At 61.1% G+C, this 26,445-nt stretch carries 27 protein-coding genes and 1 pseudogene; 12 read left to right on the forward strand and 16 right to left on the reverse strand.

The window, feature by feature from the left end; genetic code table 11:
• Positions 1–128: 128 nt before the first annotated feature.
• The 3 genes from DKY63_RS30310 to DKY63_RS30320 form a co-directional block, all read right to left on the reverse strand.
• Positions 129–998, reverse strand: a complete 870-nt coding sequence (locus DKY63_RS30310; protein WP_110967494.1) for an isocitrate lyase/PEP mutase family protein — start codon at positions 996–998, stop codon at positions 129–131.
• 193 nt (positions 999–1,191) lie between these two features.
• Positions 1,192–2,226, reverse strand: a complete 1,035-nt coding sequence (gene astA / locus DKY63_RS30315; protein ID WP_110967495.1) for an arginine N-succinyltransferase — start codon at positions 2,224–2,226, stop codon at positions 1,192–1,194.
• 43 nt (positions 2,227–2,269) lie between these two features.
• Entirely contained in the window at positions 2,270–3,286 is a 1,017-nt protein-coding gene (locus DKY63_RS30320) for an arginine N-succinyltransferase (RefSeq protein ID WP_110967496.1), read from the reverse strand.
• A 577-nt stretch (positions 3,287–3,863) separates the two neighbouring features.
• Between DKY63_RS30320 and DKY63_RS30325 the strand changes: the two genes are divergently transcribed.
• Both DKY63_RS30325 and cobF read left to right on the forward strand, forming a co-directional pair.
• The gene (locus tag DKY63_RS30325) at positions 3,864–4,436 is read left to right on the forward strand and encodes a histidine phosphatase family protein (RefSeq protein ID WP_110967497.1); all 573 of its coding nucleotides are present in this window, start codon (positions 3,864–3,866) and stop codon (positions 4,434–4,436) included.
• Positions 4,436–5,191 carry a precorrin-6A synthase (deacetylating) gene (cobF, locus tag DKY63_RS30330; RefSeq protein WP_110967498.1) on the forward strand — a complete coding sequence of 252 codons (756 nt, stop codon included), beginning with the start codon at positions 4,436–4,438 and terminating at the stop codon, positions 5,189–5,191. Before DKY63_RS30325 ends, cobF begins: the two co-directional genes overlap by 1 nt.
• 109 nt (positions 5,192–5,300) lie before the next feature.
• Here the strand turns inward: cobF and ftrA are convergent, their stop codons facing one another.
• On the reverse strand, positions 5,301–6,275 hold the full coding sequence (gene ftrA, locus DKY63_RS30335; RefSeq protein ID WP_110967499.1) for a transcriptional regulator FtrA: 975 nt from the start codon (positions 6,273–6,275) through the stop codon (positions 5,301–5,303).
• A gap of 101 nt (positions 6,276–6,376) precedes the next feature.
• On the opposite strand from ftrA, the gene DKY63_RS30340 reads away from it, so the two are divergent.
• The gene (locus DKY63_RS30340; protein ID WP_110967500.1) at positions 6,377–6,811 is read left to right on the forward strand and encodes a rhodanese-like domain-containing protein; all 435 of its coding nucleotides are present in this window, start codon (positions 6,377–6,379) and stop codon (positions 6,809–6,811) included.
• 119 nt (positions 6,812–6,930) lie between these two features.
• Here DKY63_RS30340 and DKY63_RS30345 read toward each other — a convergent pair whose 3' ends face one another.
• Positions 6,931–7,569 carry a type 1 glutamine amidotransferase gene (locus DKY63_RS30345; RefSeq protein WP_110967501.1) on the reverse strand — a complete coding sequence of 213 codons (639 nt, stop codon included), beginning with the start codon at positions 7,567–7,569 and terminating at the stop codon, positions 6,931–6,933.
• A gap of 215 nt (positions 7,570–7,784) precedes the next feature.
• Here DKY63_RS30345 and DKY63_RS30350 point away from each other — a divergent pair, with 215 nt between their 5' ends.
• The 3 genes from DKY63_RS30350 to DKY63_RS30360 all read left to right on the forward strand — a co-directional run bounded on the left by DKY63_RS30350 (position 7,785) and on the right by DKY63_RS30360 (position 10,784).
• Positions 7,785–8,564: an ABC transporter substrate-binding protein gene (locus DKY63_RS30350; RefSeq protein ID WP_110967502.1), complete on the forward strand. Its 780-nt coding sequence runs from the start codon at positions 7,785–7,787 to the stop codon at positions 8,562–8,564.
• A gap of 201 nt (positions 8,565–8,765) precedes the next feature.
• Positions 8,766–9,878 (forward strand): succinylglutamate desuccinylase/aspartoacylase family protein, encoded by a 1,113-nt coding sequence (locus tag DKY63_RS30355; protein ID WP_110967503.1) that lies wholly within the window; start codon positions 8,766–8,768, stop codon positions 9,876–9,878.
• A gap of 189 nt (positions 9,879–10,067) precedes the next feature.
• Positions 10,068–10,784 carry an alpha/beta hydrolase gene (locus DKY63_RS30360; RefSeq protein WP_110967504.1) on the forward strand — a complete coding sequence of 239 codons (717 nt, stop codon included), beginning with the start codon at positions 10,068–10,070 and terminating at the stop codon, positions 10,782–10,784.
• Positions 10,785–10,787: 3 nt separating this feature from the next.
• Here the strand turns inward: DKY63_RS30360 and DKY63_RS30365 are convergent, their stop codons facing one another.
• The 6 genes from DKY63_RS30365 to DKY63_RS30390 form a co-directional block, all read right to left on the reverse strand.
• Positions 10,788–11,357 (reverse strand): hypothetical protein, encoded by a 570-nt coding sequence (locus DKY63_RS30365; protein WP_110967505.1) that lies wholly within the window; start codon positions 11,355–11,357, stop codon positions 10,788–10,790.
• Between the two features lie 102 nt (positions 11,358–11,459).
• A complete protein-coding gene (locus DKY63_RS30370; protein ID WP_110967506.1) occupies positions 11,460–11,729 on the reverse strand; it encodes a type II toxin-antitoxin system RelE/ParE family toxin in 270 nt (89 codons plus the stop codon).
• Complete coding sequence (relB, locus tag DKY63_RS30375; RefSeq protein WP_110967507.1) at positions 11,719–11,910, reverse strand: type II toxin-antitoxin system RelB family antitoxin; 192 nt, start codon at positions 11,908–11,910, stop codon at positions 11,719–11,721. The genes DKY63_RS30370 and relB overlap by 11 nt, the downstream gene beginning before the upstream one ends.
• Before the next feature lie 240 nt (positions 11,911–12,150).
• Positions 12,151–12,477 carry a putative quinol monooxygenase gene (locus tag DKY63_RS30380; RefSeq protein ID WP_110967508.1) on the reverse strand — a complete coding sequence of 109 codons (327 nt, stop codon included), beginning with the start codon at positions 12,475–12,477 and terminating at the stop codon, positions 12,151–12,153.
• A 30-nt stretch (positions 12,478–12,507) separates the two neighbouring features.
• A complete protein-coding gene (locus DKY63_RS30385) occupies positions 12,508–13,179 on the reverse strand; it encodes a glutathione S-transferase family protein (protein WP_110967509.1) in 672 nt (223 codons plus the stop codon).
• An 83-nt stretch (positions 13,180–13,262) separates the two neighbouring features.
• Positions 13,263–14,054, reverse strand: a complete 792-nt coding sequence (locus DKY63_RS30390; protein WP_110967510.1) for a hypothetical protein — start codon at positions 14,052–14,054, stop codon at positions 13,263–13,265.
• Positions 14,055–14,297: 243 nt separating this feature from the next.
• Between DKY63_RS30390 and DKY63_RS30395 the strand changes: the two genes are divergently transcribed.
• Positions 14,298–15,617: an Nramp family divalent metal transporter gene (locus DKY63_RS30395; RefSeq protein ID WP_110967511.1), complete on the forward strand. Its 1,320-nt coding sequence runs from the start codon at positions 14,298–14,300 to the stop codon at positions 15,615–15,617.
• A 211-nt stretch (positions 15,618–15,828) separates the two neighbouring features.
• Here the strand turns inward: DKY63_RS30395 and DKY63_RS30400 are convergent, their stop codons facing one another.
• The 3 genes from DKY63_RS30400 to DKY63_RS30410 are packed head-to-tail and all read right to left on the reverse strand — an operon-like array spanning position 15,829 to position 18,422.
• Positions 15,829–17,010, reverse strand: coding sequence for an acetyl-CoA C-acetyltransferase (locus tag DKY63_RS30400; RefSeq protein ID WP_110967512.1), 1,182 nt, complete (start codon positions 17,008–17,010; stop codon positions 15,829–15,831).
• Positions 17,011–17,021: 11 nt separating this feature from the next.
• Positions 17,022–17,687 (reverse strand): CoA transferase subunit B, encoded by a 666-nt coding sequence (locus DKY63_RS30405; protein WP_110967513.1) that lies wholly within the window; start codon positions 17,685–17,687, stop codon positions 17,022–17,024.
• A 36-nt stretch (positions 17,688–17,723) separates the two neighbouring features.
• A complete protein-coding gene (locus tag DKY63_RS30410; RefSeq protein WP_110967514.1) occupies positions 17,724–18,422 on the reverse strand; it encodes a CoA transferase subunit A in 699 nt (232 codons plus the stop codon).
• Positions 18,423–18,598: 176 nt separating this feature from the next.
• On the opposite strand from DKY63_RS30410, the gene DKY63_RS30415 reads away from it, so the two are divergent.
• Positions 18,599–19,495 carry a LysR family transcriptional regulator gene (locus tag DKY63_RS30415; RefSeq protein ID WP_110967515.1) on the forward strand — a complete coding sequence of 299 codons (897 nt, stop codon included), beginning with the start codon at positions 18,599–18,601 and terminating at the stop codon, positions 19,493–19,495.
• 100 nt (positions 19,496–19,595) lie between these two features.
• Here DKY63_RS30415 and DKY63_RS30420 read toward each other — a convergent pair whose 3' ends face one another.
• Positions 19,596–20,450, reverse strand: coding sequence for an NAD-dependent protein deacetylase (locus tag DKY63_RS30420; RefSeq protein ID WP_110967516.1), 855 nt, complete (start codon positions 20,448–20,450; stop codon positions 19,596–19,598).
• A 141-nt stretch (positions 20,451–20,591) separates the two neighbouring features.
• A complete protein-coding gene (locus DKY63_RS30425; protein ID WP_110967517.1) occupies positions 20,592–21,638 on the reverse strand; it encodes a class I SAM-dependent methyltransferase in 1,047 nt (348 codons plus the stop codon).
• A gap of 459 nt (positions 21,639–22,097) precedes the next feature.
• On the opposite strand from DKY63_RS30425, the gene DKY63_RS30430 reads away from it, so the two are divergent.
• The 4 genes and pseudogenes from DKY63_RS30430 to DKY63_RS33205 all read left to right on the forward strand — a co-directional run.
• Positions 22,098–23,432 carry an acetamidase/formamidase family protein gene (locus tag DKY63_RS30430; RefSeq protein WP_110967518.1) on the forward strand — a complete coding sequence of 445 codons (1,335 nt, stop codon included), beginning with the start codon at positions 22,098–22,100 and terminating at the stop codon, positions 23,430–23,432.
• 143 nt (positions 23,433–23,575) lie between these two features.
• Positions 23,576–24,430, forward strand: coding sequence for an HvfB family MNIO-type RiPP peptide maturase (locus tag DKY63_RS30435; protein ID WP_110967519.1), 855 nt, complete (start codon positions 23,576–23,578; stop codon positions 24,428–24,430).
• Positions 24,408–25,166: an HvfC family RiPP maturation protein gene (locus tag DKY63_RS30440; protein ID WP_110967520.1), complete on the forward strand. Its 759-nt coding sequence runs from the start codon at positions 24,408–24,410 to the stop codon at positions 25,164–25,166. Before DKY63_RS30435 ends, DKY63_RS30440 begins: the two co-directional genes overlap by 23 nt.
• 356 nt (positions 25,167–25,522) lie before the next feature.
• A pseudogene (locus DKY63_RS33205) lies at positions 25,523–26,242 on the forward strand (MCP four helix bundle domain-containing protein); the annotation flags it as partial.
• Between the last annotated feature and the right edge of the window lie 203 nt (positions 26,243–26,445).

Genomic DNA, 26,445 nt, shown 5'->3' on the forward strand with positions numbered 1-26,445 from the left:
GGTTTAGCGGTGTTATGACTGACGGCATCGCGAGCAGGCTCGCTCCTACAGGAATTGTGCGAACCCTGTGGGAGCGAGCCTGCTCGCGATGGCGTCAGATCAGGCGACGAAAAAATCCCCGCTGCCGATTATTCCTTCACGCTCATGAATTCCTCGGCCCAGCGAATGTATTCCTCAGGCTGGGTATAGGTGTGCGTCAGTTCGGTGGCGTTCAGGTCCGAGGCCTGGGTGAAGATCTGGCGTTGTTCGCGCAGGCTGTCGTAGGTGGCCTTGATGGCGGCGAAGTAGGCGCCGTGGCCGTCGATCACCACCCGCACGCCCAGCTCGGCCAGGCGTTTGTCATCACGCAGCAGCGGGTTGCCGTAGGTCACCAGCATCAGGGGTACGCTCAGGTGTTCGGCGATTTTTTCCAGGTGGTCGAAATCCTTCACACCCACCATGCAGATGCCGTCCGCGCCGGCGGCCTGGTATTGCTTGGTGCGGCTGATGATTTCCTGGACTGGCAGGATCCCTGCGTGGGTGCGGGCGATGATCGCCATTTCCGAGTCGCAGCGTGCTTCCAGTGCCGCGCGGATCTTGCCGACGCCTTCGGCAACGGTGATCAGATCGGTGGATTTGCGACCGAATTGCGCCGGCAGCAGGGTGTCTTCGATGGTCAGCGCGGCGATGCCGGCGCGTTCGAGTTCGACGATGGTGCGCATGACATTGAGCGCGTTGCCGTAGCCATGGTCGGCGTCGGCGATCACCGGTAACTGGGCGACGCGACCGATGCGGGTGGCCTGTTCGGCGAATTCGCTGAGGGTGATCAGCGCAAAGTCAGGGGCGGCCAATACCTGCAAAGAGGCGACCGAACCGCCGAGAATCCCGACTTCGAACCCAAGATCCGCGGCAATGCGTGCCGACATCGGATCGAACACCGATGCGGTGTGGTAGCAGGTGTTGGACGCGAGCAGTTGACGGAAATTGCGGCGTAATTCTTGATGAGACAGCCTGGACATATGGGTTCCACCAATGGAAATGGAAGGGCTTGAGCAAAAGTGTCAACGCCGAAAGTGTTAAAGGCTATCACGGGCGCAAGGCGGGAATGATGACGAATTTAGTGTGAATGCAGCCATTTTTTCCGGCGCGCAACCGTTTGCGCTTGGCCCTGACCCGTTATTGCCCTTGAAGATAAGGCCTTGCTGGCTGCGATCAAGCAGCCACGGCCTGGCGCTGTCCGTTGTGCAGCAATACGCAGCGTACTGAATCGCCGGGCTGCAATTGCAGGCGTTTGGCGGTGAGGCGGTCGACCGTCAGGCAATGGCCCGTCTGTCGCGCCGCGGCGGTGGTGATGCGGCAGTTCTCCAGGCGCCGGTTATGGATCAGCCACATCGGCGCCTGATCGTCGGGCGTGCCAATGGACAAATCCAGCAACTGGCTGTCGCGCACGGTGCGGATGTTCGACACCGGCGCCTCGATGACCGGGCCGGCGTCGAAGATGTCGACGTAACCCTGGTGGGCAAACCCTTCGGCGGTGAGGATCTTCAGCGCCGGTTCGCTGTTCGCATGGGGCTTGCCGATCGCCGCTTGGGCCTGCTCGGTGAGCAGGCAAGTGTAAAGCGGCTGGCGTGGCATCAGTTCGGCGATGAAGGCCTTGTTGCCCAGCCACGACAGGTGATCGGCATGGCTGAAGTCCTTCTTGAAAAAGTGCCGGCCCACGCTGTCCCAGAAGGGTGAGCAGCCTCGTTCATCGGCAGTGCCGCGCAGTTCGGCGATGAGTTTGTCACCGAACAGGTGGGGGAACTCGGCGACAAACAGCAGGCGCCCCAGTGACAACAACCGGCCGCGTCCCTCCAGGCGTTGATCCGGGCGCAGGAACAACAAACAGAGTTCCGATTGGCCGGTCATTTCATTGTTCAGGAACAGGGTCGGGATCTGCCGCCGGATGCCCAGATCCGCCGACGCACTGACCGTCAGCCCGACCCGGTAGTTGTACCAGGGCTCGCGCAGGCCAATGGCACCGGTCATGGCGCTGACGCCGATGACTTGCTGATCGTCGTCCTCGAGCACGAACAGGTAATCGGCATCGGCGCGCTCGACCTGTTCGGCGAAGGTTCGTTTGGCCCAGCGCAGACGGTGGTTCAGGCGTTCCTCGTTGGCGGGCAGGCTGTTCAGCCCGCGGCCTGCCTGCCGGACCAGCGCGCTCAAGGCGGGCAAGTCGGTGACCTCGACGGGGCGGACAATCATGCTGGCGCTCCTTCTACAGGCGGGCTACCGCGCAGATCGAGGCTCACAGGGCGATCAGCCGGATCGGGCTGCCTTCGCTGACTTTCAGCGCGGCGCACATGCTGGCGTCCAGTGTCAGCGGCTGACCGGCGATGTAGTCGAGTTCGGCGACAATGGCCCGGTAGTTCTCCAGTGAGTCGTTGCTCACCAGATAACGGCCGCGTGCGTCGATGACCGAGCCGGGTCGGGCCACGGTAGTGTGGCTTTCGGCGATGGATCTGATGCCATGGGTGCGTGCAAACAGGGTCGGGCCACCGTCGAACAGATCGACGTAGCTGTTGGTCTCGAAACCCTCCCGCGCCAGGATATCGAAGGCCTCCTGCCCATCGGGATGGACGCTGCCAATACAGTCTTGTGCGGCCTGGGGCAGCATCGGCACGTAGATCGGGTATTGCGGCAGCAATTCGGCGAGAAACGTGCGGCTTTCCAGGCCGCACAGCCGTTCAGCCTCGACATAGGGCAGATCGAAGAAGTGTTTCCCCACCGCATCCCAGAACGGTGAATGACCGTCTTCGCTGCTATAACCGACGATCTCGGTGATGACCGCATCGGCAAAACGTCGTGGGTAAGCGGCAATGAACAACAGCCGGGCCCGTGACAGCAGTTCCGAGAATGCCGTGCGTTCCAGTGCCGCATCGATGTGGAAACCGCGCAGCAGGGTGTGGGCGCTGAGGTCATGACACACCGACAGCGCAGGCACCTCGTGCTCGATGTTCAACTCCCGCGAGGCACTGTTGAAATGCCGGTTGCGCAGGCTGTAGAACGGCTCGCTGAAGCCGGCGGTGGCGAGAATTTCCGAGCAGCCGACGAGGCACCGGGTCGCCAGGTCTTCCAGCACAAAGCAATAACTCTCGGGACCGGGACTGAAGACGTCGTGCTCGAACGAGGTGCGGGAATCGAGAATCTTGTCACGCAGCCGTTCACTGTCGTCCGGCAAGGACGTGACGCCCACCAGGCTTTCCCGGGCAAGGCGTTGTAATTGAGGTAGGTCGCCTAACTGCACTGGACGCAAGACCAGCATGGATGCACTCCTGTATCAAAGGGTTCGGTGACGTGCACCGGACCGGACTATCACTGTCGGTTTCCACGCGTTGAAACGGCGGGCGCTTATCAGGCTCCGCTCTTTCTTGTTTTACGGTTTCATGGCCACTTGCGGCGCCCGGGGCCTGGGTGAGTCAAAACGGGTCTTGGGGCTGCAGCGGCTTGGTGTTTGGACGGGGAGAAGTCCAGACCAGGATCAACGATCGGGTCTTTGAATGAGAGCATCCGGGCTCCTGCTGGATGAGATTTTCGGTAATCCTTTGAAATCAGTATTTAGTTAATGGCTATTGCATGTCTAGTTAATTTTGGCGCCGTTCCGAGCGCTCGATGATGCTGCGAAGGCTCCATCGCCAAAGGCCTACGCGGATATCGAATAGCCTTGTAGGCCTTTGCCTAAATAGCTGTGGGACAAAGCTGTAGTTGTACGAAGAAATGCCTGACGGTCAGCGCATTATCGACTGAAACAAAACGCCCCCTGATCTCCATGTTGCGGCACAATTGCCCACTATTGCGCGGCCAGACGCCGTTTATCACAGTGATCGAAAGAGAGATTTTTCGTGCAGGCGACCCGTTTGACCCTGATCTGCCACGCTCGAACCGTCGCACAAAAATTGGCGAGATTTCCTACAAACGAAACTTTGGAGATGGATTGGCAGTCGGCCAGGGGCTCGCGCAGCGTTCAGTCCAAGGGTTCCCCCAGGCTGTTGAGCGCGCCCGAACTGCGCACCCGGCAGACCGCCGAGCTGTTTGGCAGTGACATGGAGATTGTCGAGGCACTCAGGGATTGCGATTTCGGGCGCTGGAAGGGCGTGCGTATCAAGGACCTGCAAAAGAACGAACCCGAACAACTCCAGAGCTGGCTCGTCGACCAGGACGGCGCACCCCATGGCGGCGAGTCGGTGACGAAGGTTATCGAGCGCGTAGTCGCCTGGCTGACGACACTGCAATCGTCGCCAGGACATGTCATCGCCATCACCCATCCGTTTATCATCCGCGCCGCGCTGACACATGTGCTGCACAGTTCGGCGTTCAACCTGATTGATGTGGAGCCGTTGTCGGCCATCGAACTCCAGTTCAATGGTTGCTGGCGACTCCGCTTGCCGGGCATCGCGCCCGAAGGAACGCTTTGATGAAAAAAATCCTGGTCATCGGCATTGGCGCCGGCAATCCCGACTACATCACCATGCAGGCGGTGAAGGCGCTGAATCAGGCCGACGTGTTTTTCCTCATGGACAAGGGCCAGAGCAAAGACAAGCTGATCGATCTGCGCCGTGAAATTTGCGAACGCTACATCACCGATCCTGACTACCGCTTTGTCGAAGCCCAGAGTCCGGAACGCGAGCGGGGCGAGGTGGATTACACCTCCAGCGTCGACGACTTGAACCTGGCCAAGCAACGCACCTTCGAGCGGCTGATCAACGAGCAACTGGCAGACGGCCAGTGCGGCGGTTTCCTGGTGTGGGGCGATCCGGCGCTGTACGACAGCACCATTCGCATCCTGCAGGCGATTCTGGCGTCAGGCACTTGTGCCTTCGAGTTCGAGGTCATTCCCGGCATCACCAGCGTCCAGGCCCTGGCGGCGCAACACAAGGTGCCGCTCAATCAGATCGGGCGCTCGGTGGAAATCACCACCGGCCGGCGCCTGGCGGCGGGGCAGGTGAGTGATGCCGATTGCCTGGTGGTGATGCTCGACGCGCAGGATTCGTATCACCACGTGGCGGACAAGGACACCGAGATTTACTGGGGGGCCTACCTGGGCACGCCGGATGAGATCCTGATCAGCGGCCGGCTGGGGGATGTGGAGGATGAGATCGAGCGGGTGCGCAAGGCGGCCCGGGTGGCCAATGGGTGGATCATGGATACGTATTTGTTGCGTAAGCCTTGAGTCATTTGGTGTCTGGGCTGACGCCATCGCGAGCAAGCTCGGCTCCTACAGGGCAGGCGGCGATCCTGTAGGAGCCGAGCTTGCTCGCGATGAGGCCAGTCCAGACACCTCAGGAAATGACCTTCACTCCACGCCCAAACCGCTCCCGATACACCGACGGCGGCACCCCGACCACCGTGCGAAACGCCACCCGAAAACTTTCCACCGACCGATAACCACAATGCTGGGCAATCTGCTCGGTGTTCTGGTTCGTGCTTTCCAGCAGTTCCCGGGCGCGACCCAGGCGTTCGTGTTGCAGCCAGGTCTTGGGCGACTGGCCGCTGGCTTCGGTGAAGCGCCGCAGGAAGGTGCGCTCGCTCATCGCCGCTTCGCTGGCCAGGTCGCGCACCTCCAGCGGTTCATGCAAGCGCTCCCTTGCCCACTGCATGACGCGGGAAAGATCGCTGCGTGGCGTAGGACTGACCGGCGTGGGAATGAACTGTGCCTGGCCACCGGTGCGTTGCGGTGACATCACCAGCCGCCGAGCCACCGCGTTGGCCACCTGGGTGCCGAAATCCCGCGCCACCAGATGCAGGCAGGCATCGATGCCGGCGGCACTGCCGGCGGACGTGATCAACTGGCCCGAATCGACATACAACACGTCCGGGTCCACCAGAATGTTGGGAAAACGCTCGGCCAGCTCCGTGGCGTAGCGCCAGTGTGTCGTGGCGCCGTGGCCGTCGAGCAGGCCGGTGGCCGCCAGCACGAACACCCCCGAGCAGATCGACAGTAACCGCGCGCCCCGGGCATGGGCCTGGCGCAGGGCGTTGATCAGCGCCTCAGGCGCCGGCGCGTGGCGATCGCGCCAGCCGGGAATGATGATGGTCCGGGCTTGTCCGAGCAGATCCAGGCCGCCGTCGGCCAGTACCTGAATGCCGCCCATGGCGCGCATCGGTCCCTGGTCCACGGCGACGATCCGGTGTTCGTACCAGGGAAATTCGAACTCTGGACGTGCCAGGCCGAAGATCTCGACGGCGATGCCGAACTCAAAGGTACAGAGGCCGTCGTAGGCCAGGATGGCGACCAATCCAGGGGCAGATTGCATTTGGCGGAAAGTTCCCGGTGAGTGTCTTGTCCGCCACTGTAGCGGCAAGTGGCGGGCGGATAAAGTCTGTTCACACCCACGGAAAATATGGAGAACAACCCATGACCAGTCTGGTTCGCGAAATCCCCGCCGCCCCTTCGGCCATTGCCCTGATGCATTTCAGCAATCGCCTGACCTTCGAAACAGACTGTTCCGATGTCTATGGCAGCCAGCAGGCCGGGGAAGTCGATTTTGTCCTGGTCGATGTGCGGGGCCCGCTGGCCTTCGAGCGTGGGCATGTGCCCGGCGCGATCAATATTCCGGGGCGAATGCTCACGGTCGAAACGCTGGCGGGCTACCCGAAAAACAGTCTGTTCGTGGTCTATTGCGCAGGCCCGCACTGCAATGGCGCGAACAAGGCCGCGGTGAAACTGGCGGCGCTGGGGTACCCGGTCAAGGAGATGATCGGCGGGGTGACCGGGTGGCTGGATGAGGGGTTTGAGTTGAGTGTGGTGGTGCAGCGGCCGGCCATTACGGCTGTCAGTTGCGAATGCTGATGTACCTGTAGGAGCGAGCCTGCTCGCGAAAAACCTGAGGGCGCCGCGGAGCATCTGGTTTTACGCGTTATCGTTCGCGACCATCGCGACCATCGCGACCATCGCGAGCAGGCTCGCTCCTACATTTGAATTGCGGCCAGCCATTTATCCAGCGTCCCCTGCAGCCAGTCAAAAACGGCGGCATGGGCAGCACTGTCCTGCGGATCCCGAGGCAGCGGCGACTCCTCACCAAAATGTTGATTCAGCACCGCCACCGACTGCGCGTTCCATTCCGGATGAAACTGCAACCCCACCCGCGTCGGCCCGACGCAATACATCTGCTGTTCGCACTGCGCGCTGCTGACCAGCAATTGCGCACCCGGTGGCAGGTCGATGGCGTCTTCGTGCCACTCCAATACCTTCAATGTCTTTCCATCGGTGAACGACACATCGGTCCATCCGGTTTCCGTCCGGTCCATGCGCCGCACATTGCCGCCCAGGCTCAGCGCCAGCAGTTGCGCGCCGAGGCAGATGGCGAACACCGCCGCACCTTGATCCAGGCTGCCCGCCAACCATTGGCGTTCGTCTTCCAGCCATTGCGGCCCGGCATTGGACTCAAAAGGCCCGCCTAACAGAATCGCTGGTGCGCCACTGACGGGTGGCAACTGGCCAAGGTCGGCGCGAAAGACGTTCAGCGTCACGCCACGGGAGGCTGCCCAGTCGGCAATGGCCCCCGGCCCTTCGGCGGGGTGGTGCTGGATAAGGTTGAGTTCGGTCATCACGCTACTCTTGTGCCTTGAGTCAGGCGCTCAATGTGCCGCAAAACAGGACGCGTCACCAGCCAGTCTCTGCAGGGCGGACGCCGGCGAAATCTTGTGCCACCGCACAAGCCGCTCTAGACTGCCGGCCACTTCGGTCCATGTCCGCCACAAGCGAACGACCGAAAGCTGCCAATCGAGCTGCCAATAAAAGCCTCCGCACACGGGAGTTATAAATGAAGAAGCTAGTGATGTTCGGTGCCCTGGCACTGTCGATGTTGTCCCTGACCGCCGTGGCCGACGACGCCAAGCCGATCCGCATCGGTATCGAAGCCGGTTACCCACCGTTCTCGATGAAAACCCCAGATGGCAAACTCACCGGTTTCGACGTCGATATCGGCGACGCGCTGTGCGAGCAGATGAAAGTCAAGTGCACCTGGGTCGAGCAGGAATTCGACGGCCTGATCCCGGCGCTGAAGGTCAAGAAAATCGACGCCATCCTGTCGTCCATGACCATCACTGACGATCGCAAGAAGAACGTCGATTTCACCATCAAGTACTACCACACCCCGGCGCGCTTCGTGATGAAGGAAGGCACCGATATCAAGGACCCGCTGACCGAACTCAAGGGCAAGAAAGTCGGTGTGCTGCGCGCCAGTACCCACGATCGCTTCGCCACTGACGTGCTGGTGCCGGCCGGGATTGAGCTGGTGCGTTACGGCTCCCAGCAGGAAGCGAACCTGGACATGGTGTCCGGTCGCATCGACGCGCTGTTGGCAGACTCGGTCAACCTGGACGAAGGTTTCCTGAAAACCGACGCGGGCAAAGGCTTCGCGTTCGTAGGCCCGACCTATGAAGATCCCAAGTACTTCGGCGGCGGCGCCGGCATTGCTGTGCGCAAGGGTGACAAGGAACTGGCGGACAAATTCAACACCGCCATCACCGAAATCCGCGCCAATGGCAAGTACAAGCAAGTGCAGGACAAGTACTTCAACTTTGACGTGTACGGGCATTAATACGCTGTAGAAAAAGGTGGCCCCGTTGACGCGGTGGCCACTTTTTTTATGCTCTTTATTCAACAGAGATTCCTGTGGGAGCGAGCCTGCTCGCGATGGCGATTGATCAGTCAGCGCATCAGTGCCTGACAAAACGCTATCGCGAGCAGGCTCGCTCCCACAGGTGATCTAGCCGTTTTCCAGCATTCAGGAGTTCCCCCCATGCGACGCATCGACCACACACTTCCCTGGAGTCACCTCGGCACCGAGCGCACGCTGAGTGTGTTTCGCTACGGCACAGGCACTCGCAAGGTCTACATCCAGGCCAGCCTGCACGCCGACGAACTGCCGGGCATGCGCACCGCCTGGGAACTGAAAAAACGCCTGGCCGAACTGGAGAGCCAGGGCCATTTGCAAGGCGTGATCGAGCTGGTGCCGGTGGCCAATCCCATTGGCCTCGACCAGCACCTGCAAGGCAGCCACATGGGCCGTTTCGAGCTGGGCAGTGGCAAGAATTTCAACCGCGCGTTCGTCGAACTCAGCGCGCCGGTGGCGCAGTTGATCGGTGATCGCCTGGGCAGCGATGCCGCCGCCAACATCGTATTGATCCGCCAGGCCATGGGCCAGGTACTCGACGATCTGCCGGCACCGGCTTCACAGCTCGAAGCCATGCATCGCCTGCTGCTGCGCCATGCCTGCGATGCCGATATCACCCTCGATCTGCATTGCGACTTCGATGCCGCGATTCACATCTACGCCTTGCCCCAGCACTGGTCGCAATGGCAATCCCTGGCGGCGCGCCTGAAGGCTGGCGTGGCCTTGCTGTGCGAAGATTCCGGTGGCAGCTCCTTCGACGAATCCTGTTCTTCGCCCTGGTTGCGCCTGGCCAAGGCCTTCCCCGATGCGGCCATTCCGCCGGCCAACCTGGCGACCACCCTGGAGCTGGGGAGCATGGGCGACACCCGGGTCGATCAGGCGCAAGCCAACTGTGAAGCGATCCTGGGCTTTCTTGCCGAACAGGGTTTCATCACCGGCGACTGGCCGGCAGCTCCCGCAGAGTGCTGCGAAGGCATGCCGTTCGAGGGCACCCAGTATCTGTTCGCGCCCCATCATGGCGTGGTCAGTTTCCTGCGCGAGGCCGGTGAATGGGTGGAGAAGGGCGATGCGCTGTTTGAGGTGGTCGACCCGCTGAGCGACAAGGTCACTACCGTGAGTGCCGGGACCAGCGGTGTGTTGTTTGCCATTGATCGCGGGCGTTATACCCAACCGGGAACCTGGCAGGCCAAGGTGGCGGGGCGCGAGCCGATTCGCACGGGCAAACTCATCAACGACTGACGCCGAGTCTTTGTTTGATCGTTCCCACGCTCTGCGTGGGAATGCAGCCCGGGACGCTCCGCGTCCCAGAAGCCGAACGCAGAGCGTCCGTTGAGGCATTCCCACGCGGAGCGTGGGAATGATTATGTCCGGGCATGTTTCACAGTGTTAGGCTCAACCCCGAATCCTGCGCTCTGAGAAGGAAGGCTCATGTTGAAATTTCTTGCTCTGCTCACGTTGCTGGCATCCGCCGCTGTCCACGCTCAATCCCCGCTGCAAACCGATCTGCCGCTCAAATACCTGGAGCAGGCCACCCCCGATTCCCGCGATCAACCCCTGGTGATCTTTCTCCACGGTTACGGCAGTAACGAGCAGGACCTGTTCGGCATGAAGGATGAGTTGCCTGCGTCATACACCTACCTGTCGGTGCGGGCGCCGATGGTGATGGAGGAGGGCAGTTACCAGTGGTTTCGCAAGAAGGGCGACGGCGCCTACAACGGTGAGACCGATGATCTGAAGGACAGCGGCCAGGTGCTGCTGGATTTCATCGCCAAGGCCGCGCAGAAATATCACACCGAAGCGGGCAAGGTGTATCTGGTGGGGTTCAGCCAGGGCGCGATCATGTCCTACGAAGTTGCGTTGCGCCATCCGGAGGCGGTGGGCGGAATCGCGGCGTTGAGCGGGCGGATCCTGCCGGTGCTCAAGTCGGAACTGAAACCGGATGAAAAACGCCAGTCGCTGGCGATTTTCATCGGTCATGGCTCGGCGGACAAACGTCTGCCTTATAGCGACGGCACCGAGGCCAACAGCCTGTTGCAGAGCGTGTCACTGGAGCCCGAGTTTCACGGCTATCAGGGTGTAGGGCACAACATCAGTGCCGAGGAATTGCAGGACCTGGGCGCCTGGTTGCAGCGCCTCAACCCCTGACGCTCATTTGCCGCTGACGATCTGTTTGATCAGTGTTTCGTGGGCCGCCATGTCGCCGGGACGGGAAATGACCTGAATGACCGTCATGTGGCTGCCCGAGGCGGCCATCAGCGTGGTGTTGAGGGTCATGCCGCCACCCTGGGTAGCGGTGCTGTCGACCTGACGCACACCCAGGCCTGAGCTTTTCAGGGTCAGGCTCTTTTCGCTGAGCTTGTTGTAGTCCGGCAAGGCCTTGCGTTGTGCCGCGTCGAAGTCGGCCACGGTGCCATCCAGGAATGCGCCGTCATTGTCCTTGACCGTGGTGCCCTCCGGCAGACTGTTCTGCGCGGCGATGACCACGGTCTTGGTGGTCTCGTTGGCGTACATGGTACCGCTCGCGCCATTGTTGCTCGGCAGCGCATTGGCCACGAAGCCCTTGGGCAGGGTGAAGGTGAACTTGCCGTCGAGCATCGAGACCTTCTGTACCGGCGCCTCTTTCTTGGCCGTGGCCTTGGCGGCCTGTGCATTCAAGGCTCCCAAAGCGGTGGCCATCGCCAGCATCAGGACAACGGCTTTTTTACTCAACAGTGACATGGGTCAATCTCCAGGGAGGGTCGCGCGGTGGGGCGCGATCATCCCATGGAGGCTGGAAAGCATTCCAGTGTGGACTAACGGACGGTCATGGATGCTCAGGTGTCAGGGGTATTGCTGTCTGGCATGCAAAACACTGACGATCTCGATTCGATCCGTTATTTGATAAACCACAAGGTAGTTGGGATGCACAACGATCTCGCGAGTGCCGGATAGTCGGCCAAATCGGTAGAGATAGGGATGTTCAGGAAGGGCCGATACAGCAATCTCAATGGCTTGTTGGAGCTCATACGCTGCTGCCAGATTACGATCGCCGATATACATCAGAATTTGCCGGAGTTCGGCCCGCGCTTCGGGCCGCCACTCAACCAGCATTGCGCTGTTTGCGCTTAGCCTCAAGAAGGGTTTGCATTTCAGCCATCACCTGATCGTGCGGAATGCTCGGGCGCGGATCATCCAGCGAAGCCTGTACCTTGGCGCGGAACCAGCGATCATAGCTGGCGGCTTGCTCTTCGGTTTCAAATTCGGAAACGATGGGGGAAAGTTCGGTGCTCATGGTGATCTCCAGGATCAATGGGTAACAGTCTATTCGGAATGTAGTGTGTTGTCGTGGCCGCAGAGATGCAGTCCGGAACAAACCACCGAATCGAATCGTAAACACCGTACTTCCGACGACCAACCCGAAAAAATCGTAGGGCAAGTCCTCGATTTTCCGTTTTTGTCAGACCGTGTAGGACCCCGAGTCACCACGAAATGCCTGTGGCGAGGAAGACTCCTGCCACTGGCATTCCCGGCATCAGCTCTCCCGCCGTACCGGATAACTCTCGATCACCTCCAGAAACTCAATCCGGCGTTCGCTGGCCAGCAGCTCCGGCAGCAAGCGTTCGTATTCCTGGCGATACGGCTTGTTGAGGTGACGAGCGATGAAGTCTTCCTTGCTGCAGTTCCAGGTTTCGTAGAGCACCAGGGTGTTTGGCTCGTCCTGCAACTGGTGGACCCAGGTGTTAACGAAGTCCGGCTCGGCCGACATCTGGTGCACGATGTCCAGCAGGCGTTCGCGGGTCTCGGCCAAGCGTTCTGGTTTGGACGGCAGGTAAACGATAAACGCGACTTGATCACTCATTTCATCACCTCTGAAGTCGATAACCGGCGATTACGCCTGGTTTTGCGGGAACAGGTTGCGACGGGTTTCCTCGTCGAATTCGGCCTTCAGCACCAGTTTCTCTTTCAGACCCAATGCGCGCTGGGCGGCCGGGCGGGTGCTGATCTCATCGAACAGACGCTTGACGTTAGGGTAGGCCGCCAGACCGCTCTCGCCGAGGATGTAGGGCGCGTAGTTGGCCCAGCCCCAGAGGGCCATGTCGGCGATGCTGTAGGTGTCGCCGGCCAGGTATTGATGGTTGGCCAGGCGCTGGTCGAGCACGCGGTAGTGGCGCTCGACTTCCTTCAAGTAGCGGTTCTTGGCGTACGGCAGATCTTCCGGCGCGTGGTGCAGGAAGTGCACGGCCTGGCCGGAGAACGGCGACAGGCCGGTGGCGATGAACATCAGCCACGACAGCAATTCGGCGTTGCCGGCGGCTGTGGTCGGGAGGAAACGCTGATGCTTTTGCGCCAGGTGCAACAGGATCGCCTGGGAGTCGAAGACCGTGGCGTCGCCATCGACCAGTGCCGGTACCTTGGCGTTCGGGTTGATAGCCAGGAAGGCCGGCAGGTGTTGCTCGCCCTTGAAGGTGTCGACGCCAATCAGTTCATAAGGGGTTTGCAGTTCTTCGAGCAGCAGGGCGACTTTCATCGGGTTGGGCGAAGGGTGGAAAAAGAATTTCATGGTGAAGGCCTCAGTGGGTAGGGGTTGTGAACTGAGGCTGATGTTGAGGGAAACCTGTTCGAATGACGTACGGAGTTGTTGGGCTACTCGTGCGAATGGATCGAACATGTTGTGCTTTTGGTGGCCGTGGTTTTCAGCAGGCGCTTGGTCACGCCCAGCATCGCCACCGACACCGCCACGCCGAGGACAAATGCGCTCATCCCCATGCTGGGCAGCGTCAAGGCCAGGACCAGGCAGAACGCCGAGAACGAATACATGCCGGTGGCGGTTGCCCGCAGTAGCGCGGCGGTAAACGCCGGGCCACGGGTTTGCTGGGAGAACACCGCCATCACACTGCCCAGCACCGGGAATACCGCCAGTAGCCCGCTCCAACGGTCGCCGACGGTGCTGGCGAGCAAGGTGACGGCCAGGGTCAGCAGGGCACCGGCAATCATGCGCAGCAGCAGTTTGTCGGACTTGGGCGCAGGGCCGGAAACGATAGGTTGTACCGAGGGAAACAGGTAAGGCGAGGCCAGCAGGGCGGTCGCGGCGGCGATCACCGAGACCGTTAACGAAGGAGGGATCAGCGACAGCACCACGGCGACCAGCGCCCACACTGCCAGCGAAATACACAGCGCCAGCGGCCATCCTGTGCGTTGCGCGACCTGGGCATAGGTCACGCAGAAAGAAATCATCGCAAACATCGCCGACAGTGCCGCCAAGGCCGATTGTGCGGCGAACTGTTCGCCCTGTTCGATGGCGAGGAAGAACAGGATCGGCCCGACCACCACCGGCAATCCCGACAACCAACCCGCCACACTCGGCCCCCATCGTTTTCCCGCCAGGGAAATCAGCAGCAGGAATCCTGGAATCACCAACAGTTTGAGCATCAGCACGGGTACGTCTCCAACGTGTGTCAGGCCGAAACATTAACAGGATTACCTTTTGTGTACACAATCTATGTATACAAAAAACCTGTAGGAGCGAGCCTGCTCGCGAAAAACTCCCAGGCAACGCGATCATCCAGGCAGCCCACGTAATCGTTGACGTCCATCGCGAGCAGGCTCGCTCCTACAGGTGTTGCGTGTGCCTCGGAACGTCTAAGCTGGGCACTTTCCCACCTGCTGACGGACCATCGCGTGAATTTCAGTTTGCCCAAAGTCGGTACCGCACCGTTCTGCCCGCCTGAAGTAGCGGGCAGCGTCGCCGTCGATCCCCGTGCGTCTTTTTTCAAACGTGTCCTGCGCTTCGCCGGCCCCGGCTTGCTGGTGTCCATCGGCTACATGGACCCGGGCAACTGGGCGACGGCCATCGAGGCCGGCTCGCGGTTCGGCTACAGCCTGCTGTTCGTGGTGCTGTTGGCGAGCCTGGCGGGGATGGTGGTGCAGTGTCTGTGTTCGCGGCTAGGCATTGCCACCGGGCGGGATCTGGCGCAGTTGTGCCGTGAGCGCTACAGCCCGCGGACGGCCCGTACCCAGTGGTTGCTGGCGGAGATCTCGATCATCGCCACCGACCTCGCCGAAGTGCTCGGCTGTGCCCTGGCATTTCATCTGTTGCTGGGCTGTTCGCTGACCTTCGGCATTGCCCTCACGGCGTTCGACACCTTGCTGGTATTGGCCCTGCAAAACCGTGGATTCCGTCGGCTGGAAGCGATCATGCTGGTATTGGTGGGCACCATTGGCGCGTGTTTTTTTGTCGAACTGCTGCTGATCAAACCCTACTGGCCGGATGTGGCCCAGGGCTTCAAGCCGTCATTGTCCGCCATCGCCGATGCCGCGCCACTGTACCTGGCCATCGGCATTCTCGGCGCCACGGTGATGCCGCATAACCTTTACCTGCACACCTCGATCGTCCAGACACGGTTGATCGGCAAGGACACCGCCAGCAAGCAGGACGCGGTGAAACTGGCGCGCATCGACACCATCGGCTCCCTGGCTCTGGCGCTACTGGTCAACGCGGCGATCCTGATCCTCGCCGCCGCTGCGTTTCACCAGAGCGGGCATACCGACGTGGTCGACATCCAGGACGCCTATCACTTGCTCGATCCACTGGTAGGTGGCGCGTTGGCCAGCGTGCTGTTTGGCGTCGCGCTGTTGGCGTCGGGACAAAGCTCGACCTTCACCGGCACCATCGCCGGCCAGGTGATCATGGAGGGTTTCCTGAACCTGCGGTTGCCGTGCTGGCAACGGCGCCTGATCACCCGTGGTCTGGCACTGATCCCGGCGTTCATTGGCGTGTGGCTGATGGGTGACGATGCGGTGGGCAAGCTATTGGTATTGAGCCAGGTGGTGCTGAGCCTGCAGCTGCCGTTTGCGCTATATCCGCTGATTCGCATGACCAATGATCAGAAATTGATGGGGCCGTTTGTGAACCGGCTGCCGACGCGGGTGTTGACGTGGGGGCTGTTTGTAGTGATCAGCGGGGCTAACACTTGGCTGATCCTGCAATTGTTCGGGTGAGGCATGCATTTCAATCTGTAGGAGCGAGCATGCTCGCGATGGAGGCTCAGGCACCGAGGGCATTCAGACAGCCCGCGTTATCGTTGACCACCATCGCGAGCATGCTCGCTCCTACAAGGAAACGAGAAAACCCGGTGCAACCGAAGTTACACCGGGTGTTTTTCCAGCCTGCGCGGTTCTTCGTGGGCCCCCGCGCAGTCTGTTGAACGCTTTATGCTCGCTCGATCGCCAGTGCCACGCCCTGACCGCCACCGATGCACAGGGTAGCGAGGCCTTTCTTGGCGTCGCGCTTGATCATTTCATGCAGCAGGGTCACCAGCACGCGGCAGCCCGAAGCACCGATGGGGTGACCGAGGGCGATGGCGCCACCGTTGACGTTGACCTTGTCCAGATCCCATTCCAGGTCCTTGGCCACGGCCAGCGATTGTGCGGCGAAGGCTTCGTTGGCTTCGATCAGGTCCAACTGATCGATGGACCAGCCGGCCTTGTCCAGGCAGCGGCGAGTGGCCGATACCGGGCCGATGCCCATGATCGCCGGGTCCACGCCCGCGTTGGCGTAGGCGGCGATTTTGGCCAGCACTGGTAGGCCCAGGGCCTTGGCTTTTTCGGCACTCATCAGAATCACGGCGGCGGCACCGTCGTTCAGCGACGAAGCGTTGCCGGCGGTCACCGAGCCGTCCTTTTTAAAGGCCGGCTTGAGCTTGCCCAGGGATTCGGCGGTGGTGCCGGCCCGTGGCTGCTCATCGGTGGCGAAGGACAATGGATCGCCCTTGCGCTGCGGGATCAGGATCGGCGTGATCTCATCGACAAAGCGCCCGGCTTCGATGGCCGCCGTGGCTTTCTGCTGCGAGGCGGCGGCGAAGGCGTCCTGTGCCTCGCGGCTGATGCCGTATTTGTCCACCAGGTTCTCGGCGGTGATGCCCATGTGGTAATCGTTGAACGCATCCCACAGGCCGTCGCTGATCATGGTGTCGACGATTTGCGAGTGGCCCATGCGCAGGCCGGTGCGGGCGCCGGGGATCACGTAGTTGGCCAGGCTCATGCTTTCCTGGCCGCCGGCGATGATCACGTCGGCGTCGCCGCAACGAATGGCCTGGGTGGCCAGGTGCAGGGCCTTGAGGCCCGAACCGCAGACCTTGTTCAGGGTCATGGCCGGCACGGCGACCGGCAGGCCGGCCTTGATCGATGCCTGGCGGGCAGGGTTCTGCCCGGCACCGGCAGTCAACACCTGGCCCATGATCACTTCATCGACTTCGGCCGGGTTCAGACCGGTTTGCGCCAGCAACTGACGGATCACCGCTGCGCCCAGGTCCACGGCGGACACATTGGCCAGGGCACCCTGGAAGCTGCCGATCGCGGTACGCGTGGCGGCAACAATGACGACTTCTTGCATGGAATGATTCCTCACTGGTCAGCAAACTGCATTTCCGGAACGTGCTCCGGGACGATCAGTTTACCGGCGGTTTTGGCGACGATCTCTTCAACGCTGACGCCAGGTGCGCGTTCCTTGAGGACAAAAGCGCCATTTTCGATTTCCAGGTAGGCCAGGTCAGTCAGCACGCGCTTGATGCAGCCGGCGCCGGTCAACGGCAGGCTGCATTGGGACAGCAGCTTGGACTCACCGTCCTTGGACGCGTGGGTCATGAGAACGATGATGTTGTCGGCGCCTGCCACCAGATCCATCGCGCCACCCATGCCCTTGACCAGCTTGCCGGGGATCATCCACGAAGCGATGTTGCCTTGCACATCCACTTCAAAGGCGCCCAGCACGGTCAGGTCGACATGGCCACCGCGAATCATCGCGAAGGACTCGGCCGAGGAGAAAATCGACGCGCCGATGCGCGCGGTCACGGTTTGCTTGCCGGCGTTGATCATGTCGGCGTCGATGGTGTCTTCGGTCGGAAATGGACCCATGCCCAGCAGGCCGTTTTCCGACTGCAGCATGACGTCCATGCCTTCAGGGACATAGTTGGCGACCAGGGTCGGAATGCCGATGCCCAGGTTCACGTAGAAGCCGTCCTGCAATTCGCGGGCGACGCGTTGAGCCATTTGTTCGCGGGAAAGTGCCATTGTTGTTATTCCTTCATTCGGTCCGGGGGCAGGGGATCACTTGCGTACGGTGCGCTGTTCGATGCGCTTCTCGAACGTGCCGCAGATGATCCGGTCGACGTAGATGCCTGGGGTATGGATCTGCGCCGGGTCCAGCTCGCCGGGTTCGACGATTTCCTCGACTTCGACCACGGTGATCTTGCCGGCGGTGGCGGCCAGCGGGTTGAAGTTCTGGGCGGTGTGGCGGTAGATGACGTTACCGAAATGGTCGGCTTTCCAGCCTTTGACGATGGCGAAGTCGCCGGTGATGGATTCTTCCATCAGGTACTTGCGGCCGTGGAATTCGCGCACTTCCTTGCCTTCGGCAACCGGGGTGCCGACACCGGTGGCGGTGAAGAAAGCCGGGATGCCGGCACCGCCTGCGCGCATTTTCTCGGCCAGGGTGCCCTGCGGGGTCAGGATGACTTCGATTTCGCCCTTGAGCAGTTGCTCTTCGAACAGCTTGTTCTCGCCGACATAGGAGGCGATCACTTTACTGATCTGGCGGTCTGTCAGCAGCACGCCCAGGCCGAAACCGTCGACGCCGCAGTTGTTGGAGACCACGGTAAGGTCGCGAGTGCCCTTGCGCTTGATCTCGTTGATCAGGTTTTCCGGAATCCCGCACAGACCGAAGCCACCAGCGAGCACGGTCATACCGTCTTCAAGACCTGCCAGTGCTTCCTCGTAGGAATACACGCGCTTGTCGAAACCTGCCATATGCACCTCTTTTATTCTTTGTGGGCGGCTGGCTAGCCGTATGGGATGAGTGTCGCGCCGGAGTATTTATTTGTTAAGTTGATTTTTAAGGTTGATTAATAGATAAAACTCAATAGTAAGCCCTGTAGGAGCGAGCCTGCTCGCGATGGCGATTTCATTACCGGAGCAATTCCCGCATGACAGTCAAGCAGATCCGCGCCTTCCTCGCCGTGGCCCAGAGCCTGAGTTTCGCCGTGGCTTGCGAACGCCTGCACCTGTCGCAATCGGCCTTGAGCCTGACCATCAAGGCGCTGGAAGACGGCCTGGGCGGGCGGCTGTTCACCCGTAACACGCGCAACGTGGCGCTGACCGCCGAGGGCGAAGCCTTGGTGCCGCTGGCGCGCCGCCTGATTGCCGACTGGGACAATGCCGAGGATGAGTTGCGCCAGCGGTTCACCCTGCAACGGGGCCGCGTGACCCTGGCGGCGATGCCGTCGTTTGCCGGCAACCTGCTGCCGCCGATGCTCAAGACCTTCCGTGCCCGCTATCCGAACGTGAATGTCACGGTCAACGACGTGATCAACGAACAGGTGCTGGAAATGGTTCGCGACCGCCAGGTGGAGCTGGGCGTGGCGTTCGAGCCGACCCAGCATTCCTCGCTGCAATTCACCCCGCTTTATATCGACCGGTTCGTGGCGGTGGTTCCTCTGGACTCACCATTGGTCGAGCGGGAAGACATCGATTGGCAAACCTTGCTCAAGGAGCCGTTCATTACCCTGCAACGACCTTCGACATTGCGGGTGATGCTCGAAGAACACCTGCAGGCCAGGGGCATGAAGCTGCCAGTGGAGTTTGAGAGCCATCAATTGGCGACAGTCGGACGCATGGTCGCCAGCGGATTGGGCGTGAGCGCTGTGCCCGCCTTGTGCGCCGGGCAGATGCGCGAGCTGGGCGCGCACTGCATCACCCTGCGTGACCCGGTGGTGGAGCGGGCCATTGGTGTGTTGACCTTGCCGGGAGCAGAACTGTCAGCGGCGGCGCAGGCGTTGTTTGATGTATTGAAAGAAGAGAACTTCGGAAAACAACTTTCATGACCTGATCACCATCCCCTGTAAGAGCAAGCCTGCTCGCGATGGCGGTATTCCTGTTATAGCGATATCGCCTGACCCAACAGCATCGCGAGCAGGCTCGCTCCTACAGGGGATTGGGTTTCGTCAGGCGCTGAGCCAACAAGGGCAACAACTGCTCGCACGACCCCTCGATCTTCAAATCCAGAATCTCATCCGCCCGGGTCTTGCCCAGGTTGATCGCCAGCAGCGGCTTGCCCTGATCCACCACCGCCCGGCACAGGCGAAACGCCGAATACGCCATCAGCGACGAGCCGACCACCAGCAGCCCCGCGGCCTTTTCCACCGACGCCATCGCTTTTGCCGCCGTCTGTTGCGCAACGTTCTCGCCAAAGAACACCACATCCGGCTTCATGCGCTGGCCCGTACAGTGCGGGCACTGCGGGACTTGAAAGCGCGCTTCGAATGCGGCATCCAGCAACGTATCACCGTCTGGCGCCTGCACCGCGTCGACGCCGGCCAGGTACGGGTTTTGCGCTTCCATCAGTCGCTGGATCGAGTCGCGCTCACTGCGTTTTCCGCAGTCCAGGCACAGCACCCGGTGCAGGCTGCCGTGCAGTTCGATCACGTCATGGCTGCCGGCCTGGTCGTGCAGGGTGTCGACGTTCTGGGTGATCAAGGCGCCGATCTGCCGGGTGCTTTGCAGGCGGGCGAGGGAGTCGTGGGCGGCATTCGGCCGGGCCTGGCGCACCCGTGGCCAGCCGAGCATCGCCCGGGCCCAATAGCGCCGCCGGGATTCGGGTGCCGAGAGAAACTCCTGATACATCATTGGTTGCCGGCCACGGCGCACGCCCTGGTTATCGCGATAGTCCGGAATGCCCGACGGCGTGCTGATACCCGCGCCGGTCAGGACTGCGAACGGCTCGTCGGCCATCAGCTGCTGGAGGCGCTCGAGCTGGTCGTGGATCAGGCTGTCGATCATCTTCAACACTCCGGGATACTCAATACACACTGTAGGAGCGAGCATGCTCGCGATGGAAGATCAAACACCGCGGGGTGTCAGGACGCCAGCGTTATCGTTGACGTCCATCGCGAGCATGCTCGCTCCTACAGGGGAGGCGTGTTACTTGCGGGCCTCCAGAATCAGGTTGAACGGCGTCTCGGTGGCCCGGCGGAAACTGGAAAATCCCGCCTCGGTGAACACTTTGCGTAACCGCGCCTCCCCGGCCTGGGCGCCGAGACCGAGGCCCACTTCCTGCGACAGCGAGTTGGGCGTGCAGATAAAGGTCGAGGCAGCATAGAACAAGCGACCCACCGGATTGATGTTGTCGTCGAGGGTATCGTTGGCGAACGGTTCCACCAGCAATACCGTGCCGTCCGGCTTCAACGACTCGTAGGCATGTCTGGCCGCGCCCACCGGGTCACCCATGTCATGCAGGCAGTCGAAGTAGCAAATCAAATCATAGTCATCGCCGGGGTAACTTTTCGCCGTGCCCTGGAAAAATCGCGCGCGCCCCGACACGCCGCCTTCCTCGGCCCGCTGGGTGGCGACGGTGACGGAAGGCGCGTGATAGTCGAAACCGACGAACCGCGACGCCGGGAACGCCTGGGCCATGATCACCGTGGAAGCACCATGACCGCAGCCGATGTCCGCCACTTTGGCACCGGCCTCGAGCTTGGCCACCACGCCGTCGAGGGCCGGCAGCCATTCGGCGATCAAATGCGCCTTGTAGCCCGGCCGGAAGAAACGTTCGGTGCCACTGAACATGCACGGATGGTGATCGCCCCAGGGTAGGCCGCCATCGCCGCGCATGGCCTTGACCAGTTTGTCCTTGTCGTGGAAAAGCGCGGCGACCACTCCGACACCTGCCGCGATGTAGACCGGGGAGTCTTCGATGGCCAGGGCCAGGGCTTGTTCTTCGGGGAGGCGGAATTGGCCGTCCTTGTGTTCCATATAGCCGGAGGCGGCATGGGCGCTGAGCCATTCGCGCACCAGCCGGGCATTGCAGCCGGTTTTTTCGGCGAGGGCTTCAGGGCTGGTCAATTGACTGTCGGCCATGGCCCGGTACAGGCCCAGTTCTTCACCGAGGATGACATTGGCCAGCATCGCCGCGCCGCCCATGTCATTGACCAGCTTGCCCATGAAATCGTTGAGTCTGGCCTCGTCCATCACGTGTGCTCCTTCAAAAGGATCACGGTCCAGCGACGGTGTTCGTCGTGGGCGGTGGTCGTGGGAATGGGCAGGACGAAAGGCGCGTCCTGGGTGCATTAAGTTTAGTTCTCCGGATAGGCACCATTATCCGAGGCGACAAGAGCCCTGTAGGAGCAAGGCTTGCCCGAGATGGCGGTGTATCAGACGACATCTTTCCAACTGATACACCGCCATCGCGGGCAAGCCTTGCTCCCACAGGGGAAGAGTGTTCTGCAGGGATTCTCCTGTATCCCACTGTATCCAACCGGCCCTTCGATACAGTCCCTGCAATTCCAGGCCATAACCGAACACAGACCAGATACAAACCTGCGATGAACTGTTCAGGCTGTTTTGGCACCGTTCAACCGTGGCGGCCAAGACTTTTTCCCTGGTCGCCGCCACAGGCGGCCGTCCGCTTCAGTATCCGAGGGGACCACAATGACAACACCTGTGCCTGAATCCACGCTCAACACCACACCGGTCGATTACCTGCGGGTCGATCGCTACACCCACGGCATCATCGGGCCGAGCCAGCCGATGCTCGGCCCCTTGGCCGATGGCGGCACCCTGATCACCGGCACGCCGCCGGGCTGCTGGGGGCCGATGATCACCCCGGCCTTCGAAGGCGGCCATGAAGTAACGCAACCGGTGTACGTTGCTGGCGCGGAAATCGGCGACGCGGTGGCGATCAAAATCAAAAGCATGCGCGTGACGTCGCTGGCGACGTCGTCCGGGGTCATGAAGTTCGTCGAGGGGCGCTACAATGGCGACCCGTTCGTCTCCAAGTTCTGCTCCAAGTGCGGCACCGAGCACCCGGCCAGCCATGTCGAAGGCATTGGTCAAGACGCAATTCGCTGCAATCACTGTGGCGCCGAAGTCAGCGCGTTCCGCTTCAGTCACGGTTATGTCATCGTCTTTGATGTACAAAATCAGGTCAGCCTGACGGTCAATCAGGACGTCGCCAACCAACTGGCCGGCAGGGCGTCCGAGATGTCGGCATTGCCGGAGTTCGCCGCGCAGCACTCGATCCTGTCCCTGGCCCGCGCCGATATCCCCGGTGTTGCCGCGCATATGCGGCCGTTCCTCGGAAATATCGGAACTATTCCGTCTCGCGACTTGCCTGACTCACACAACTGCGCCGATTTCGGCCAGTATCTGATCAACGCCCCGCACCGATTTGGCATGACCCGCGAAGAGTTGCATGCGGCCAAGACCGACGGCCACATGGACACCAACTCGATCCGCGAAGGTTGCGTGTTGATCTGTCCGGTGAAAGTGCCGGGGGCGGGTGTTTACATGGGCGACATGCATGCCCAGCAAGGCAACGGCGAGATCGCCGGCCATGCGACTGATTGCTCCGGAGAAGCCGAGGTAGTAGTAGAAGTGGTGAAAGACCTGACGCTGGAAGGCCCGATCATTTTGCAGAATCTCGAAGATCTGCCGCCCCTGGCCCGTCCAATGAACGCAGAGCAGTTGGCCATCGTCCGCAAACTGGGCGCGCGCATGGGGCAGCATGAAGTTGAGCTGAGCGGCCCGATCACCTTCATCGGCAGCGGTGAAAACCTCAACCTGGCGGTGGAGAACGGCTTGCAGCGCGCCGCAGCCGCCACCGGCCTGCCTTATGACGAAGTGCTCAACCGCGCGACCATCACCGGCTCCATCGACATCAGCCGCCTGCCGGGCACCGTGCGCGTGACCTTCCTGTGCCCGATGAACGTGCTCGATCGCATGGGTATCGGTCATCTGGTACGTGAGAAGTACAACCTGTCGTAATGCCTGACCGCGGGTCTGTATCACACTGTGTACAGACCCGTCGGCGATACAAGTCCTGCCGTTTTCCGTCAGCCCACAACACAACCGCGATACATCACCGCGATTAACTGTGCTCGTGTACTGACAACCCTGAGAACGACACCATGCAAACTCCCATTCCATCAGCGAAGGCCGGCGCCGGGCTTGGCTTGCGTCGCGGTTTAATGAAAGACCTTCTGGCTGCCCCGGTCGGGCATTTCGATTTTCTGGAAGTCGCGCCGGAGAACTGGATCGGCATCGGCGGTGCCCATGGCGCGGCATTGCGTTCACTGGCCGAGCGTTATCCGTTGTCCTGCCACGGCCTGTCGCTGTCCCTGGGGGGACCGTCGCCGCTGGATGTCGGGTTTCTGCAAGAGGTGCGCGTGTTCCTCGATCACTACAACGTGCCGCTGTACAGCGAGCACCTGAGTTATTGCAGCGATGACGGTCATCTGTACGACCTGTTGCCGCTGCCCTTTACCGAAGAAGCGGTGCATCACGTTGCCGCCCGTATCCGGCAGGCCCAGGACATTCTTGGCCGGCGCCTGGCGGTGGAAAACGTCTCTTACTACGCCGCGCCACAACAGGACATGGACGAGGTGACCTTCACCAATGCCGTGCTGCGCGAAGCCGATTGCGACCTGTTGCTGGACGTCAACAACGTCTACGTCAACTCGATCAACCACGGCTTTGATCCCCGTACCTTCCTGGCCGGCATCGATGCCGATCGGGTGGTGGCGATGCACATCGCCGGGCACTTCGATGAGTCCGATACCCTGAAAATCGACACCCATGGCGCGTCGGTGAAACCGGCGGTGTGGTCGTTGCTGGCCGAGGCCTATGCCCGCTTCGGGGCGCAGCCGACCCTGCTGGAACGGGATTTCAACTTTCCGGTGTTTTCCGAACTGGTCGCCGAGTTGCAGACCATTCGCCGCTTGCAGACCCAGGAGGTGAGCCGTGGCCAAGCGCTCGCTGTTTGATCAGCAAAACAATATGGGCCTGTACCTGCGCGATCCCGAGCACTGCCCGCCGCCCCCGGAAATGGACCCGAAGCGGGCCCAGGTGTATCGCGAGCTGGTGTTCAACAACCTGTCGACCCTGATCAGCGGCACCTTTCCGGTGCTGGTGCAGATCCTCGGTGACAAACGCTGGCGCGCACTGGTGCGGATCTTCCTGCGCGATTACCGCGCCCACACCCCGAAGTTCGGTGAAATCGCCGAGGAGTTCTTCGAGTTTCTCGCCTCCGGGCCCGCTGCGTTGGCCGACGGTGCGTGGCCGCCGTTCATGGTGGAACTGGCGCACTACGAATGGGTGGAGATGGCCTTGCAACAATCCGAAGCCGAGCCGTTGACGCCTGGCGATGCCGACCTGTTACTGGATCGCCCGTTGCAGGTTTCGCCACTGGCCTGGCCGTTGGCGTATGCCTGGCCGGTGCAGTTGATCGGGCCGGATTACCAACCGGACGAAGCGCCGGCGCAACCGACGTTGCTGCTGGTGCGCCGGGCTGAAGACTGGAGTGTGAAGTTTTCCGCACTGACTCCGCTGGCGTGGCGGTTGTTGCAGCGCATTGAAGCGTTCCCCACGTTGAGCGGGCGTGAGCAGCTGCAAGGGCTGGCGGTGGAGGCGGGGAAGGCCGAATCGCAGGAGTTCCTTGACAGTGGTCTGGCGCTGTTGCGGCAGCTGCAGAGTGAGCAAGTGGTTGGCGTAATTAACTGATGTGACAAATTTCCAAACCGTAGACACATCCCCTGTAGGAGCGAGCCTGCTCGCGATTGCGGTGTGTCAGTCGAAATCAATGTGACTGACCTGTCGCAATCGCGAGCAGGCTCGCTCCTACAGTGAAGCTAAATGATGTACGTCCGTACCATCTGTTTCACCCGCGAAACACCCATAACCCCTTGAAATTTATTTGCTCAAACCCCGCAAAAAATCTAAAGCCTGGCCGATACAACCCACAGGCGCACATGAACAGTCACAACCGTGGCGCCAGGCTGAAAAGCTGCGCGCTCGCGCCAGCTCTTCAGTGATTCCGGCAAGGATGCTCGCCGCCTCAATCACCCGAGAGTCATCCTATGTCACTGCGTAATCTGAGCATCGCGCCTCGAGCATTCCTGGGGTTTGCCTTCATTGCCCTGCTGGTCATCGTGCTGGGGGTGTTTGCGGTCAACCGCATGTCAATCATTCGCCAGTCCTCCATCGACATGGGCAGCACCCAGCTGCCCAGCGTCGGCTTCCTCGGCAATGTCACTGAAAACATCCTGCGCATGCGCATCCTGTCGTTCCGGATTCTGGTCAACCGTGATCCGTCCAGTTTGCAGGAGGCCGAAACCCGTATCGGCGTATTGACCGACAAGGCGCGCAAGGCCCAGGCCAGTTACGCCGAGTTGCCGGCCGGTCCGGATGAGGCAGCGCTTTACAAGGTGTTCAGCGCGACGTTGGACAGTTACATGCAAGCCCAGCGTGAAATGCTGGACCTGTCGCGCCAGAACAAGGTCGACGAGATGCGTACCCTGATCAACTCACGGATCAAGGACGGCACCGACCTGATGGGCGAGCAGTTGAGCCGGCTGGTGGCGTACAACACTGATGGCGCCAAGGCGGCCGGGGTGGTTGCCGAACACAACTACAACACCGCCGTGAATGGAATCATCGTGGTGTCCGTGGTGGCGGCGCTGATGACGGTGCTGCTGGCCTGGCTGCTGACCCGCAGCATCGTCACGCCCTTGAACCGTGCGGTGCAGGCAGCGCAAACCATCGCGGACGGCAACTTGACCAAAACCATCGAGATCGATGGCAAGGACGAGCCGGCTCGCTTGCTCGGCGCCTTGTCCACCATGCAAGACAACCTGCGCAAAACCATCGAGCAGATTGCCGGGTCCGCCACGCAACTGGGGGCCGCCGCCGAAGAACTCAGCGCGGTGACGCAAGACGCCTCCCGAGGTCTGCAACAACAGAACAATGAGATCGAACAGGCGGCCACCGCCGTCAACGAAAT

The organism is Pseudomonas putida, from assembly GCF_003228315.1.
GTDB classification, from domain to species: domain Bacteria; phylum Pseudomonadota; class Gammaproteobacteria; order Pseudomonadales; family Pseudomonadaceae; genus Aquipseudomonas; species Aquipseudomonas putida_S.

Bases quoted from the DNA above. Each gene is read 5' to 3' on its own strand.
- DKY63_RS30310 (WP_110967494.1), bottom strand. From the start codon at position 998: ATGTCCAGGCTGTCTCATCAAGAATTACGCCGCAATTTCCGTCAACTG.
- astA (WP_110967495.1), bottom strand. From the start codon at position 2,226: ATGATTGTCCGCCCCGTCGAGGTCACCGACTTGCCCGCCTTGAGCGCG.
- DKY63_RS30320 (WP_110967496.1), bottom strand. From the start codon at position 3,286: ATGCTGGTCTTGCGTCCAGTGCAGTTAGGCGACCTACCTCAATTACAA.
- cobF (WP_110967498.1), top strand. From the start codon at position 4,436: ATGAAAAAAATCCTGGTCATCGGCATTGGCGCCGGCAATCCCGACTAC.
- ftrA (WP_110967499.1), bottom strand. From the start codon at position 6,275: ATGCAATCTGCCCCTGGATTGGTCGCCATCCTGGCCTACGACGGCCTC.
- DKY63_RS30340 (WP_110967500.1), top strand. From the start codon at position 6,377: ATGACCAGTCTGGTTCGCGAAATCCCCGCCGCCCCTTCGGCCATTGCC.
- DKY63_RS30345 (WP_110967501.1), bottom strand. From the start codon at position 7,569: ATGACCGAACTCAACCTTATCCAGCACCACCCCGCCGAAGGGCCGGGG.
- DKY63_RS30350 (WP_110967502.1), top strand. From the start codon at position 7,785: ATGAAGAAGCTAGTGATGTTCGGTGCCCTGGCACTGTCGATGTTGTCC.
- DKY63_RS30355 (WP_110967503.1), top strand. From the start codon at position 8,766: ATGCGACGCATCGACCACACACTTCCCTGGAGTCACCTCGGCACCGAG.
- DKY63_RS30360 (WP_110967504.1), top strand. From the start codon at position 10,068: ATGTTGAAATTTCTTGCTCTGCTCACGTTGCTGGCATCCGCCGCTGTC.
- DKY63_RS30365 (WP_110967505.1), bottom strand. From the start codon at position 11,357: ATGTCACTGTTGAGTAAAAAAGCCGTTGTCCTGATGCTGGCGATGGCC.
- DKY63_RS30370 (WP_110967506.1), bottom strand. From the start codon at position 11,729: ATGCTGGTTGAGTGGCGGCCCGAAGCGCGGGCCGAACTCCGGCAAATT.
- relB (WP_110967507.1), bottom strand. From the start codon at position 11,910: ATGAGCACCGAACTTTCCCCCATCGTTTCCGAATTTGAAACCGAAGAG.
- DKY63_RS30380 (WP_110967508.1), bottom strand. From the start codon at position 12,477: ATGAGTGATCAAGTCGCGTTTATCGTTTACCTGCCGTCCAAACCAGAA.
- DKY63_RS30385 (WP_110967509.1), bottom strand. From the start codon at position 13,179: ATGAAATTCTTTTTCCACCCTTCGCCCAACCCGATGAAAGTCGCCCTG.
- DKY63_RS30400 (WP_110967512.1), bottom strand. From the start codon at position 17,010: ATGCAAGAAGTCGTCATTGTTGCCGCCACGCGTACCGCGATCGGCAGC.
- DKY63_RS30405 (WP_110967513.1), bottom strand. From the start codon at position 17,687: ATGGCACTTTCCCGCGAACAAATGGCTCAACGCGTCGCCCGCGAATTG.
- DKY63_RS30410 (WP_110967514.1), bottom strand. From the start codon at position 18,422: ATGGCAGGTTTCGACAAGCGCGTGTATTCCTACGAGGAAGCACTGGCA.
- DKY63_RS30415 (WP_110967515.1), top strand. From the start codon at position 18,599: ATGACAGTCAAGCAGATCCGCGCCTTCCTCGCCGTGGCCCAGAGCCTG.
- DKY63_RS30420 (WP_110967516.1), bottom strand. From the start codon at position 20,450: ATGATCGACAGCCTGATCCACGACCAGCTCGAGCGCCTCCAGCAGCTG.
- DKY63_RS30425 (WP_110967517.1), bottom strand. From the start codon at position 21,638: ATGGACGAGGCCAGACTCAACGATTTCATGGGCAAGCTGGTCAATGAC.
- DKY63_RS30430 (WP_110967518.1), top strand. From the start codon at position 22,098: ATGACAACACCTGTGCCTGAATCCACGCTCAACACCACACCGGTCGAT.
- DKY63_RS30435 (WP_110967519.1), top strand. From the start codon at position 23,576: ATGCAAACTCCCATTCCATCAGCGAAGGCCGGCGCCGGGCTTGGCTTG.